The following is a 12,814-nucleotide window of genomic DNA, read 5'->3' as shown; positions in this document are numbered from 1 at the left end:
AGGAGTTGACTCATGCGCGACAAACCGGCGAAGGGCTCCATGCCCGCCCCTGCCAGCTTCATCAACGCACAAAGTGCGGTCACCGGCCTGCGTGGCAGGGACCTGCTGTCCACCTTGCGCAGCGTTGCCGTACACGGCTTGCGCAACCCGGTGCACAGTGCCCGGCATGCGTTGAAGCTGGGCGGTCAACTGGGCCGGGTGCTGCTGGGGGAGACCCTGCACCCCACCAACCCCAACGACCCGCGTTTCGCCGACCCCACCTGGCAGCTCAATCCGTTCTACCGCCGCAGCCTGCAGGCCTACCTGAGCTGGCAGAAACAGGTGACGAGCTGGATCGACGAAATCGACATGAGCCAGGACGACCGCGCCCGCGCCCACTTCGCCTTCGCCCTGCTCAACGACGCCGTATCGCCGTCCAATACCTTGCTCAATCCACTGGCGGTCAAGGAGCTGTTCAACTCCGGTGGCTCCAGCCTGATCCGAGGCATCAGCCACCTGGTGGACGATCTGCTGCACAACGACGGCTTGCCGCGCCAAACCACGCCCCATGCCTTTGAAGTCGGCAGGACCCTGGCGACCACACCCGGCGCGGTGGTGTTTCGCAACGAATTGCTCGAACTGATCCAGTATCGGCCCATGAGCGAAAAGCAATACGCCAAGCCATTGCTGATCGTGCCGCCGCAAATCAACAAGTTCTACATTTTCGACCTCAGCCCCTCCAACAGCTTCGTCCAGTACGCCCTGAAAAACGGTTTGCAGGTTTTCATCATCAGTTGGCGCAACCCTGACGTACGCCACCGCGAATGGGGCCTGTCCAGCTACGTCGAAGCCGCGGAAGAAGCCATGAACATCTGCCGGGCGATCACCGGTGCGCGCGAGGTCAATCTGATGGGCGCCTGCGCCGGTGGCATGACCATTGCCGCCCTGCAAGGCCACCTGCAGGCCAAGCGCCAACTGCGCCGGGTCGCCAGCGCCACGTACCTGGTGAGCCTGCTGGACAGCCAGATCGACAGCCCGGCCACGCTGTTCATCGACGAGCAGACCCTCGAGGCCGCCAAGCGCCGCTCCTACCAGAAAGGCATCCTCGATGGTCGCGACATGGCACGGGTGTTCGCCTGGATGCGCCCCAATGATCTGATCTGGACCTACTTCATCAACAACTACCTGCTGGGCAAGGAGCCGCCGGCCTTCGACATCCTTTACTGGAACAACGACTGCACCCGGCTGCCGGCGGCTTACCACGGCGACCTGCTGGACTTCTTCAAGCACAACCCACTGACCCATCCCGGCGGCCTGGAAGTGTGCGGCACGCCCATCGACCTGCAGAAAGTGACGGTGGACAGCTTCAGTGTGGGCGGTATCAATGACCACATCACGCCGTGGGACGCGGTGTACCGCTCGACCCTGTTGCTCGGTGGCGAAAAACGCTTCGTGCTCTCCAACAGCGGCCATGTCCAGAGCATCCTCAACCCGCCGGGCAACCCCAAGGCCAACTTCATCGAAAGCGCAAAAATGAGCAGCGACCCACGGGCCTGGTACTACGACGCCAAGCACGTCGAAGGCAGTTGGTGGACCCAATGGCTGGACTGGGTCCAGGCACGCTCCGGCGCGCAACACGAGACCCAGATGACCTTGGGCAACGCGAACTACCCGCCACTGGACGCCGCCCCTGGAACCTATGTTCGCGTACGCTGAAGGCCTCACGCCACGGCCAGGCATCTGGTCGTGGCACGACTTGATCATTAAGAAGACCGGATGAAAACCCGCGACCGCATCCTTGAATGTGCCCTGCAATTATTCAACGAAAAGGGCGAACCGAACGTCTCCACGATGGAAGTTGCCAACGAAATGGGCATCAGCCCGGGCAACCTCTACTACCACTTCCATGGCAAGGAGCCGCTGATCCTCGGATTGTTCGAGCGCTTCCAGAGCGAACTGGCACCGCTGCTCGATCCACCGACGGATGTGCAGTTGGCGCCGGAAGACTACTGGCTGTTCCTGCATTTGATCGTCGAGCGCCTGGCCCAGTACCGGTTTCTGTTCCAGGACCTGTCGAACCTGGCCGGGCGCCTGCCGAAGCTGGCCAAGGGCATCCGTCAGTTGCTCAATGCCCTGAAACGAACCCTCGCCTCCCTGCTGGCACAGCTCAAGGCCCGGGAGTTGCTGGTCAGCGATACCCAGGCCCTGGGGCAATTGGTGGAGCAGATCACCATGACCTTGCTGTTCTCCCTGGACTACCAGCGGATCCTCGACCGCGAGGGCGAGGTTCGACTGGTGGTGTACCAGATCATGATGCTCGTGGCCCCGCACCTGCCGCCCGCGACCAAGGTGGCGACTGAGCAACTGGCGTTGCGCTACCTGGAAGAACACGACTAACCATCGACAGTGACAGATCCATTGTGGGAGCGAGCCTGCTCGCGATAGCGGTGTACCAGTCAAGATCAATACTGCTGACCCACCGCCATCGCGAGCAAGCTCGCTCCCACAGGTTGAACTGCGTACCAACAAAAACGCCCGACCTTCGCAGGCCGGGCGTTTTTGCATGTCCGTAAAAATCAGGACTGGGTGGTAGGCGTCGATGGAGCCGGCGCGGTAGTCGGAGTGGCAGCCGGAGTCGGAGCCGAAGCGGAGTTCGCCGTGCTCGCCGGGGTTGCCGGTTTGGCCGCCGTAGCCAGTGCCCTGGGGGTACCTACTTTCGGCGCGGCCGGTTTTTTCACGGCAGGCTTTTTCGCCGCAGCGGGTTTGGCCGCCGCTTTTGCCGCTGGCTTGGCTGCTGGCTTGGCCGCTGCGGGTTTAGCTGCGGTAGTCTTGGCAGCCGGTTTGGCAGCCGGTTTGGCAGCGGGCTTGGCTGCCGCTTTCGCCGCTACCGGTTTGGCCGCCGCCTTGGCAGCAGGTTTGGCCGCTGCGGTTTTAGCCGCTGGCTTGGCCGCTGCTTTGGCCGCTGGCTTGGCAGCGGGTTTTGCCGCAGCCTTGACCAGTGGCTTGGCTGCCGTTTTCGCGGCCGGCTTGGCCGCCGCAGTCTTGGTCGCCACCGGTGCGACTTTGGCGCCGGTGAGTTTTTCGATCTGCTTGGTCAGTGTGTCGACCTTGCTGTGCAGTGCCTTGACTTCATTACGGCTCGGCACGCCCAGGCGCGAGATCGCACTGTTCAGGCGCTTGTCGAAAGCCCCTTCCAGTTCGTCCCATTTGCCCAGTGCCCGATCCTTCACGCCGCCGATACGCGACTTGGCGGACTCGGCAGAGTCCTTGGCTGCATCGACCTGTTTGCCGACCGCCGTCTTGGTGAGTTTTTCGGCCTTTTCGCCGTCCTTAACCAGGGACTCGAAGAGCTTGCTGCCGTCAGTGTCGATCTTCGAGTACACGCCTAAACCAGCAAGCCAGATTTTGCGGGAGTATTTTTCAATCTTCCCGGCCCACGAGCTGCCCTCTTTTTCTGTGATTTTTTTGCCAGCCATCCCGTTCTCCTTAATGTTTACGCGCGACACGTTCGAGCAATGCTGTCAGCTCATCGAGCTTAGCAGAGAGTGCCTCAACGTCATGTTTAGACGGAATGCCGATACGATTCAAGGCACTTGCAACACGGGCGTCGAATACTTTCTCGACTTTATCGAGTTGTACTTCAACCCGGGCCTTGAAAGTATTGACGTCGCTCTTGGCTTCAATCAATTCGCTGTTGGCCGCTTCAAGTTTCCCGGCAATTTTCTTTTTGCCTTTGGTTTCAATAACTTCGCCAGCCTTTACCAACTCCTGAAAGTACTCGCTGCCTTCCTGGCCGACCTTTGTGTAGGCGCCCAGGCCCGCCAGCCAGATCTTGCGCGCGTACGTTTTCACGTCGCTGAGCGTGGAAGATTCAACGTCGGTTTTTTTCTTCAGAATAACTTTGGCCATGGTGCACCTCACTCGAAAAAAGGTTTGAGGAACTGCCCGCACACGGACGGGCTCAGGCACAAAGTAGTGACAATAATTAGAAACGGCACCCTAACAACTGACACTAAACCTGAGGGCGATGACTTTCCCTGTGGGAGCGAGCTTGCTCGCGATGGCGGAGTGTCAGCCAACCTTGATGCGACTGATACAATGCAATCGCGAGCAAGCTCGCTCCCACAGGGTGGGTAGTGAATCTCAGTTTTGCGTTCACCCTCCTTTCGATCGATCAAGCCAACGCCTTATCCAAGGCCTTTTCGATTTCGCTCTTGATCGTGCCGCTCATGGCCGACATCAACATGCCCAGTTCCACGTCGACGCGGATCGAGTCCTCGCCTACATGCACTTCACCCTTGACCCCGGATCGCTTGAGTTTCAGGGTATCGCCCACCCACTGCGGCTCCAGGCCATAGCTGTCGGACAACTTCTGCGCCAGCTTGTCGGCTTTCTCTCGCGCCGCTTCCTTGCCCAGGCCATGGGCACGCTCAACCGTTATACGGGCCATCGGATGACTCCTGTTTTATCGGGACTTGCCCGAACGTTTCAGACCCTGACTGCGTCAAAACGTCCCGGCGGTGGCCCATCTTACCTTCAGCCTTGCCAAGACAAAGCCCTCCACCGGGATTAGAATGTCCCGCATTCTTTTTTGGTGACCGCGATATGACTGATCAGCGCAAAGGCAGCGATGCCGAACCCACCACTCACTTCGGCTTCAAGAACGTGCCGGAAAGCCAGAAAGCGGAAAAAGTCGCTGAGGTTTTCCACTCCGTAGCCGCCAAGTATGACTTGATGAACGACCTGCTCTCGGGCGGCATGCACCGCCTGTGGAAGCGTTTCGCGATCGAACTGTCGGGCGTGCGCAGTGGTAATCGCGTACTGGACATCGCCGGCGGCACGGGCGACCTGACGAAGAAGTTTTCCCACATCGTCGGGCCGACCGGCCAAGTGGTCCTGGCCGACATCAACGAATCCATGCTCAAGGTCGGTCGCGACCGCCTGCTGGACCTGGGTGTGGCCGGCAACGTCGAGTTCGTCCAGGCCGACGCTGAAAAGCTGCCGTTCCCCGACAACCATTTCGACTGCGTGACTATCGCCTTCGGCCTGCGCAACGTCACCCACAAGGAAGACGCCCTGCGTTCGATGCTGCGCGTGCTCAAGCCCGGCGGCCGCCTGCTGGTGCTGGAGTTCTCCAAGCCGACCAATGCACTGATGTCCAAGGCCTATGACGCCTACTCGTTCGCCTTCATGCCGCTGATGGGCAAGCTGATCACCAATGACTCGGAAAGCTACCGCTACCTGGCCGAATCGATCCGCATGCACCCGAACCAGGAAACCCTGAAGTCAATGATGGTCGAGGCCGGCTTCGACCGCGTGACCTACCACAACATGACCGCAGGCATCGTCGCCCTGCATCGCGGTATCAAACCCTGATGCTGCTCACCGGCCTGCTCGCCAGCGTCGAACTCGGCATCAACCGGGTGTTGCGCCTGGACAGCACGGCGCTCGCGCGCCTGGCGCACTTGAGCGGCAAAGTGATCGCCGTCGATTGCCGCAGCCCGGCGTTGCAGTTGTTCGTCCTGCCCAGCGACGAAGGCCTGATGCTCGCCGCCCACTGGGAAGCCGAAGCGGATTGCACGCTGCGTGCCCCGGCGTCGAGCTTGCTGAACCTGGCCCTGGGCAAGGACAAGAGCGCGGTGCTGCACAGCCCCGACGTCGAGCTCGACGGCGACAGCGGCGTCCTGCTGGAGCTGGCGGCGATTCTCCAGGACCTGGAGCTGGACTGGGAATACGAAGTGTCCCGCTGGATCGGTCCGGTGGCGACCCAGTTGCTCAGCGGCCATTTACGCAGCCGCAGCCGCTGGTATCGCCAGGGCTTCGCCAGTCTGGGACAGAATCTGAGTGAATACCTGGCCGAAGAATCGCGTACTCTCGTAGGCCAACGCGAGGCCCAGGCCCGTTTTGATGAACTGGACCAGGTCAAGCTTGACCTGGAACGACTCGAGGCGCGTTTCGAGCGCCTTTCCCGATCCCTTGAAACCAAGCGATAACGCATGAAGCTGCTTGCCGTCCGCCGTTTGTTGCGCATCCAGCGCGTCGTGATCCGCTACCGCCTCGATGACCTGCTGTTCGCCCTGCCGCTGCCCTGGTTTCTCCTGGCCCTGCGCTTCGTACTGCCGTGGCGCTGGTTTCCCCGGCGAACGCTGGACCTGAGTCGCGGTGCTCGCTTGCGCCTGGCCTTGCAGGACCTGGGGCCGATCTTCATCAAGTTCGGGCAGATCCTTTCGACCCGTCGCGACCTGTTGCCCGAAGACATCGCCGATGAGTTGATGCTGCTGCAGGACCGCGTGCCGCCGTTCGACTCCAAGGTGTCGGTGACACTGATCGAGGAGCAGTTGGGCAAGCAGATCAGCGAAGTCTTCAGCCGTTTCGACGTCGAGCCCCTGGCCTCGGCCTCCGTGGCCCAGGTGCACGCCGCGCAACTCAAGAGCGGCGAAGAGGTGGTGGTCAAGGTCATCCGCCCGGGCCTCAAGCCGATCATCGCCCAGGACCTGGCATGGCTGTTCATCCTCGCCCGGGCCGCCGAGCGGCTGTCGGCCGATGCTCGCCTGCTGCACCCGGTGGACGTGGTCCAGGACTACGAGAAAACCATCTACGACGAACTCGACCTGCTGCGCGAAGCCGCCAACGCCAGCCAGCTGCGCCGCAACTTCGAAGGCTCGCCGCTGCTTTATGTGCCCCAGGTCTATTGGGACTGGTGCCGGCCGAAAGTACTGGTGATGGAGCGCATCTACGGCATCCAGGTCACCGACCTGGCGACCCTCGCCGACCAGCGCACCGACATGAAGATGCTCGCCGAGCGCGGCGTGGAGATCTTCTTCACCCAAGTGTTCCGCGACAGTTTCTTCCACGCCGACATGCACCCGGGCAACATCTTCGTCAGCACGGTGCAACCGTGGAGCCCGCAATACATCGCCATCGACTGCGGCATCGTCGGCAGCCTGACGCCCGAAGACCAGGACTACCTGGCCCGCAACCTGTTCGCCTTCTTCAAGCGTGATTACCGCCGCGTCGCCCAACTGCACATCGATTCGGGCTGGGTGCCAGCCGAGACCAAGCTCAACGAATTCGAAGCGGCGATCCGTACCGTGTGCGAACCGATCTTCGAAAAACCGTTAAAAGATATTTCCTTCGGCCAGGTGCTGATGCGCCTGTTCCAGACTGCGCGACGCTTCAACATGGAGGTTCAGCCACAGTTGGTGCTGTTGCAGAAAACCCTGTTGAACATCGAAGGCCTCGGTCGCCAGTTGTACCCGGACCTCGACTTGTGGAACACCGCCCAACCGTTCCTCGAACGCTGGATGCGCGAGCGTGTCAGCCCGCGGACCTTGCTGGGCAACGTGCAGAGCCAGTTCGAGCAGATTCCGCACCTGGCCAACATGACCCGCGACCTGCTCGAACGCATGTCCCAACCCCACGCCCACGACCCGGCGCCACCGTGGCACCGACGCAAGGACGACTGGCTGTTGCGCCTGTTGGGCGCGGCTCACCTGGGTGGCGGCGCGGTACTGGCGACCGGTGGGCCGCTGAGCCAGCTGGGTCACTGGCCGGCCGGTATCATGATGGTGGTCGGTCTGTATCTGGTCGTTCGCCGATAGCCAGCACCGGTTCACGCTGGCACACTGTTTCAATGCTGGGTCCGCCGACGTCAAGGTGCGCGGCCCATGGTCGGAGTCAACGATGAAAAACTGGCAGGACGAGATCAAGTGGGACGCTGACGGCCTGGTGCCGGCCATCGCCCAGGACCACAAGACCGGGCGCGTATTGATGATGGCCTGGATGAACCGCGAAGCGCTGGCCCTGACCGCCGCCGAGAACCGCGCCATCTATTGGTCACGTTCCCGTGGCAAGCTGTGGCGCAAAGGTGAAGAGTCCGGGCACGTGCAGCACCTGCATGAAATGCGCCTGGACTGCGACGGCGACGTCATCATCCTGATGGTCGAGCAAGTCGGTGAGATTGCCTGCCACACCGGCCGTCAAAGCTGCTTCTATCGCGTCTTCGAGAACGGCGACTGGAAAACCGTCGACCCGGTGCTCAAGGACCCGCACGCCATTTATTCAGGACATACCCATGAGTGACACCCTGACCCGCCTGGCCCAGGTGCTGGAAGAGCGCAAGGGCGCCGCGGCTGACAGCTCCTATGTCGCCAGCCTGTACCACAAGGGCTTGAACAAGATTCTGGAAAAAGTCGGCGAAGAGTCGGTCGAGACCATCATCGCCGCCAAGGACGCCGCCATCAGCGGCGACTGCAGCGACGTGATCTACGAGACCGCCGACCTGTGGTTCCACAGCCTGGTCATGCTGGCCCAACTGGGGCAGCACCCGCAGGCCGTACTGGATGAACTGGACCGTCGATTCGGTCTGTCCGGACACGTCGAGAAAGCCTCGCGCCCGTCCGCCTGATCAATTTTTGAGAGGAGTAGCCACATGGGTATCTTTGACTGGAAACACTGGGTCGTCATCCTGGTCGTCGTGGTGCTGGTGTTCGGTACCAAGAAACTGAAAAACCTCGGCACCGATGTCGGCGAGTCGATCAAGGGTTTTCGCAAGGCCATGAACGACGACGAAAAACCGGCCGACCCGTCGGCGGCTGCTGGCCAACCGGCGCAGCCGAGCCAACCGGTCCCCCCCCAGGCCAGCCAGCCTGTGAATGCGCCGCACACCATCGACGTGCAGGCTCAGAAAGTCGAAGAGCCAATCCGCAAAGACTCGTGAGCACTGACTAATGTTTGGGATCAGCTTCACTGAACTGCTGCTCGTCGGCCTCGTCGCCCTGCTGGTATTGGGTCCCGAGCGCCTGCCGGGGGCTGCGCGCACCGCCGGTCTGTGGATCGGACGCCTGAAGCGCAGCTTCAATGCGATCAAACAGGAAGTTGAACGTGAAATCGGCGCTGACGACATCCGTCGGCAACTTCACAACGAACATATTCTGTCCCTGGAACAGGAAGCACGGAAAATCTTCACGCCGCCCCAGCAGGAACCGACGCCGGTCCAGCCCGTGGCCGAACCGACGATTGCGCCACAGGCGCCGATGGATGGTGCGCAGCCGATGGCTGAACCGGCGCCAGTGACACCGACGGTAGCGGATACAGCGCCCCCTGCTGTTCCTGCGCCTAACGACCCTACTTTGCCGCCGCGAGCCCCATGAGCGATATCCCTGAAAACGACCAGCCGATGCCGCTGGTATCGCACCTCACCGAGTTGCGCACCCGCCTGCTGCGTTGCGTGGCGGCGATTTTCATCATCTTCGCCGGGCTGTTCGCCTTCACCCAGCAGATCTACACCTTCGTCTCCACGCCGCTGCGCCAGTACCTGCCCGTAGGGGCGACGATGATCGCCACCGACGTGTCGTCACCGTTCCTGACGCCATTGAAGCTGACGATGATGGTCTCGTTGTTCCTGGCGATCCCGGTGATCCTGCACCAGATCTGGGGCTTCATTGCACCGGGCCTGTACAAGCATGAAAAACGCATTGCCGTGCCGCTGCTGGTGTCCAGCATCCTGCTGTTCTACACCGGCATGGCCTTCGCCTATTACCTGGTGTTCCCGCTGATCTTCAAGTTCTTCGCCGCCGCCACCCCGGCGGGCGTGGAAATGATGACCGACATCAGCAGCTACCTGGATTTCGTCATGACGCTGTTCTTCGCCTTCGGCGTGGCGTTTGAAATCCCGGTGGCGGTGGTGCTGCTGGTGTGGATCGGCGTGGTCGACGTGGTCTACCTGAAGAAGATCCGTCCCTACGTGATCATTGGCTGCTTCGTGGTCGGCATGATCCTGACCCCGCCGGACATTTTCTCCCAGACCCTGCTGGCAGTACCGATGTGGCTACTGTTCGAGATCGGCATCCTGTTCGGCGCCCTGGTGCGCAAGCGCCGGGAAGAAGAACCCGAGGATCAATCGGTCGATGACCACAACGACCAGCCGCCAGCGACCCAAGCGTGAACCTGCTGCTGCTCGAAGAGGCCGATTTCATCGAGCCTGACCGCGTGATCCTGAGCGATCGCCGGTTGACCCACATGCAGGACGTCCATCGCAGTGCCGTCGGTGACACCCTGCGGGTCGGGCGCATCGGCGGGTTGATGGGCTCGGCTCAGGTGCTGCGCCTGGAAGCTCGCGAAGCCGAACTGCAAGTGACCCTCGACCAGGCACCACCGGCCAAGTTGCCGTTGACCCTGGTACTCGCCCTTCCACGTCCGAAAATGCTCCGACGGGTGTTCCAGACGGTCGCCACCATGGGCGTGCCGCGGGTGGTGCTGGTCAACAGCTATCGCGTGGAAAAGAGCTTTTGGCAGACGCCGTTCCTCGAACCCGAGGCCATCCGCGAGCAACTGATCCTGGGCCTGGAACAGGCCCGGGACAGCGTGCTGCCTGAGGTTGTTATCGAGAAACGCTTCAAGCCCTTCGTCGAAGACCGCCTGCCGGCCATCGCAAGCGGCACCCTCGGACTGGTCGGCCACCCTGGCAACCACCCACCCTGCCCGCGAGCGCTGACGGAACCGGTGACCTTGGCCATCGGCCCCGAAGGCGGTTGGATTCCCTACGAAATCGACCTATTGGGCAAGGCTGGCCTGCAACCGGTGCAGCTTGGCGAACGGATCCTGCGGGTCGAGACCGCGGTTACGGCGCTGCTTGCCCGGTTGTTCTGACCCAGGTAGTACCCATCCCAGACGACGACTGCTTAGCAGTCGAGCGGGAGCAAGTTCCCTCGCTACGAAAAGCCCCTGCGCCTATTTTCTACAGATCCCGCCAAAGCCGCCGATACAGTCCCCATAAAACCAATTCAACGCTCCAAGGGAGTATCAGCATGTTCCGGTGGCTTGCCCAGGGTCTGGGAAATGTAAGCGTTAATCGCAAACTCGGCGCAGGCTTCGGTCTGGTGCTGTTCCTTACTTTGATGATCGCATTCACCGGTTGGTCCGGCCTGGGCAATGTCATCAGCCGGGGCGATAAATTGGGGTTCATTGCCAGTCTCAACGACTTGAGCAAAGACTTGAACCTGGCCAGCATCGACTACAACACCACACGGGGCGAGAAAGGACCGCAACAGGTCAACGATCTGCTTGGCAAGCTCGAAGCCGGACTGAAAACCGCTCGCGAGTTGATCGAACAGCCGGCCGACGTCGCGCTGATCGATCAGCAACTGGCCGCCGTAGCCGAATACAAGAACGCCTTCGCCCAGATGACCAGCGCCACCGTCAGCCGCGAAGACGCCCGCAGCAAACTTGGCGCCAGCGCCGACAACGCTGTAGCCCGCGTCGCCGAAGTGGAAAAGGCGGCACTGCAAAGCGGCGATATCACCCAATTGAACAACGTGGTGGCGCTGAGCAAGGCGATCCAACAGGCGCGTTATCAGGTTCGCGGCTACACCTATAGCGGAAAAAGCGAGGCCCAGCAGCCCGCCATCGATGCCATCACCAATGTCCTGAAACTGCTGGTACGCTTGCCGGCCCAGCTACCCGAGGAACACGCCGATAGCCTGCAACAGGCCAGCGACTCGATGAACCTCTATCGTGCAGCGGTCAGCCAGTTCCGCGATTCCCAGCTCGATAATGGCGCCGCGTTGCAGCGCATGAGTGAGCAAGGCCACGTACTGATCGACTCCAGCCAGAAGCTCACCGTGTCCCAGACTGCCGTGCGCGACCACGATACAGCCCAGGCCAAGACCGTTCTCATCGCAGCGGCTGCACTGGCCCTGCTGCTAGGCGTGATTGCAGCACTGCTCATTACCCGGCAGATCGTCGGCCCGCTCGGCGAGACCTTGAAGGTTGCCGAGCGAGTGGCCGCCGGCGACCTGACCCATAACCTCACTTCTGACCGTCGCGACGAACTCGGCCAACTGCAACGCGCCATGCAAAGCATGACCGTGGGCCTACGGCAATTGATCGGCGGCATCAGCGACGGCGTGACCCAAATCGCCAGCGCCGCCGAACAGCTTTCAGCCGTGACCGAGCAGACCAGCGCCGGGGTCAACAGCCAAAAGGTGGAAACCGATCAGGTCGCCACCGCCATGCACGAAATGACCGCTACCGTGCAGGAAGTCGCACGCAACGCCGAGGAAGCTTCCGAAGCCGCCGTCGCAGCCGATCAGCAGGCCCGCGAGGGTGACAAGGTCGTCGGCGAAGCCATCTCTCAGATCGAACGCCTGGCGCGGGAAGTGGGCAACTCCACCGCCGCCATGGGTGACTTGAAGCGTGAAAGCGACAAGATCGGCAGCGTCCTGGATGTGATCAAGTCCGTGGCCCAGCAAACCAACCTGCTGGCCCTCAACGCCGCCATCGAAGCGGCCCGTGCCGGCGAAGCCGGTCGTGGGTTCGCTGTAGTGGCCGACGAAGTCCGCAGCCTGGCCCAGCGCACCCAGAAGTCGACCGAAGAAATCGAAGAACTGATCGTGGGCTTGCAAAGCGGTACTGAACAGGTCGCGACCATCATGGACAACAGCCGCAGCCTGACCGACAGCAGCGTCGAACTGACCCGCCGCGCCGGGAGCTCGCTGGAGAACATTACCCGTACAGTCTCGGCGATCCAGTCGATGAACCAGCAGATCGCTGCGGCGGCTGAGCAGCAGAGTGCGGTGGCTGAGGAGATCAACCGTAGCGTGCTGAATGTGCGTGATGTGTCGGAGCAGACTGCGTCGTCCAGTGAAGAAACTGCCGCCTCCAGTGCTGAGCTGGCGCGGTTGGGGGTTCATTTGCAGACGTTAGTGGGAAGGTTCCGGGTTTGATGTCTTGCGGTTGCCTTACTTAGATTTGTGTGTATATCCGTTATTTAGGTAACGGCTACTTATGGTTCCGCTCTTACAGCGGGTCACTTTCGAAAAGCCCGGAAGCCGGC

Annotated in this window: 14 protein-coding genes and 1 pseudogene; 12 read left to right on the top strand and 3 right to left on the bottom strand. The window is 61.4% G+C overall.

What is annotated here, in order from left to right:
- Positions 1–12: 12 nt before the first annotated feature.
- The gene (gene phaC, locus ACMTA2_RS03210) at positions 13–1,695 is read left to right on the top strand and encodes a class II poly(R)-hydroxyalkanoic acid synthase (protein WP_413793685.1); all 1,683 of its coding nucleotides are present in this window, start codon (positions 13–15) and stop codon (positions 1,693–1,695) included.
- A gap of 60 nt (positions 1,696–1,755) precedes the next feature.
- Positions 1,756–2,376 (top strand): TetR/AcrR family transcriptional regulator, encoded by a 621-nt coding sequence (locus ACMTA2_RS03205; protein WP_413793684.1) that lies wholly within the window; start codon positions 1,756–1,758, stop codon positions 2,374–2,376.
- 179 nt (positions 2,377–2,555) lie between these two features.
- Here ACMTA2_RS03205 and ACMTA2_RS03200 read toward each other — a convergent pair whose 3' ends face one another.
- From ACMTA2_RS03200 to ACMTA2_RS03190, 3 genes are all read right to left on the bottom strand, one after another.
- Positions 2,556–3,455, bottom strand: coding sequence for a phasin family protein (locus ACMTA2_RS03200; RefSeq protein ID WP_413795583.1), 900 nt, complete (start codon positions 3,453–3,455; stop codon positions 2,556–2,558).
- A gap of 10 nt (positions 3,456–3,465) precedes the next feature.
- The gene (locus ACMTA2_RS03195) at positions 3,466–3,888 is read right to left on the bottom strand and encodes a phasin family protein (protein ID WP_413793683.1); all 423 of its coding nucleotides are present in this window, start codon (positions 3,886–3,888) and stop codon (positions 3,466–3,468) included.
- 265 nt (positions 3,889–4,153) lie between these two features.
- A complete protein-coding gene (locus ACMTA2_RS03190) occupies positions 4,154–4,429 on the bottom strand; it encodes a polyhydroxyalkanoic acid system family protein (protein ID WP_018611231.1) in 276 nt (91 codons plus the stop codon).
- Between the two features lie 155 nt (positions 4,430–4,584).
- On the opposite strand from ACMTA2_RS03190, the gene ubiE reads away from it, so the two are divergent.
- The 10 genes and pseudogenes from ubiE to ACMTA2_RS03140 all read left to right on the top strand — a co-directional run bounded on the left by ubiE (position 4,585) and on the right by ACMTA2_RS03140 (position 12,704).
- Complete coding sequence (gene ubiE, locus ACMTA2_RS03185) at positions 4,585–5,355, top strand: bifunctional demethylmenaquinone methyltransferase/2-methoxy-6-polyprenyl-1,4-benzoquinol methylase UbiE (protein ID WP_003196937.1); 771 nt, start codon at positions 4,585–4,587, stop codon at positions 5,353–5,355.
- Positions 5,355–5,979: pseudogene (locus tag ACMTA2_RS03180) on the top strand (ubiquinone biosynthesis accessory factor UbiJ). The gene ubiE and the pseudogene ACMTA2_RS03180 overlap by 1 nt, the downstream one beginning before the upstream one ends.
- Positions 5,976–7,580: a ubiquinone biosynthesis regulatory protein kinase UbiB gene (gene ubiB / locus ACMTA2_RS03175; protein WP_413793682.1), complete on the top strand. Its 1,605-nt coding sequence runs from the start codon at positions 5,976–5,978 to the stop codon at positions 7,578–7,580. Before ACMTA2_RS03180 ends, ubiB begins: the two are co-directional and overlap by 4 nt.
- Before the next feature lie 82 nt (positions 7,581–7,662).
- Positions 7,663–8,061, top strand: a complete 399-nt coding sequence (gene hisI / locus ACMTA2_RS03170; protein WP_003196931.1) for a phosphoribosyl-AMP cyclohydrolase — start codon at positions 7,663–7,665, stop codon at positions 8,059–8,061.
- Complete coding sequence (locus ACMTA2_RS03165) at positions 8,054–8,386, top strand: phosphoribosyl-ATP diphosphatase (protein WP_003186671.1); 333 nt, start codon at positions 8,054–8,056, stop codon at positions 8,384–8,386. The genes hisI and ACMTA2_RS03165 overlap by 8 nt, the downstream gene beginning before the upstream one ends.
- 24 nt (positions 8,387–8,410) lie before the next feature.
- Positions 8,411–8,698, top strand: a complete 288-nt coding sequence (locus ACMTA2_RS03160; protein WP_413793681.1) for a twin-arginine translocase TatA/TatE family subunit — start codon at positions 8,411–8,413, stop codon at positions 8,696–8,698.
- Between the two features lie 10 nt (positions 8,699–8,708).
- Positions 8,709–9,131: a Sec-independent protein translocase protein TatB gene (gene tatB / locus ACMTA2_RS03155; protein ID WP_413793680.1), complete on the top strand. Its 423-nt coding sequence runs from the start codon at positions 8,709–8,711 to the stop codon at positions 9,129–9,131.
- Positions 9,128–9,925, top strand: coding sequence for a twin-arginine translocase subunit TatC (gene tatC / locus ACMTA2_RS03150; RefSeq protein ID WP_413793679.1), 798 nt, complete (start codon positions 9,128–9,130; stop codon positions 9,923–9,925). The genes tatB and tatC overlap by 4 nt, the downstream gene beginning before the upstream one ends.
- Entirely contained in the window at positions 9,922–10,629 is a 708-nt protein-coding gene (locus ACMTA2_RS03145; RefSeq protein WP_413793678.1) for a 16S rRNA (uracil(1498)-N(3))-methyltransferase, read from the top strand. Before tatC ends, ACMTA2_RS03145 begins: the two co-directional genes overlap by 4 nt.
- Positions 10,630–10,787: 158 nt before the next feature.
- Entirely contained in the window at positions 10,788–12,704 is a 1,917-nt protein-coding gene (locus tag ACMTA2_RS03140; RefSeq protein WP_413793677.1) for a methyl-accepting chemotaxis protein, read from the top strand.
- Positions 12,705–12,814: the final 110 nt, after the last annotated feature.

Source organism: Pseudomonas medicaginis (assembly GCF_965119365.1).
Lineage (GTDB): Bacteria > Pseudomonadota > Gammaproteobacteria > Pseudomonadales > Pseudomonadaceae > Aquipseudomonas.
This window is presented reverse-complemented; position numbering and strand designations above follow the sequence as displayed.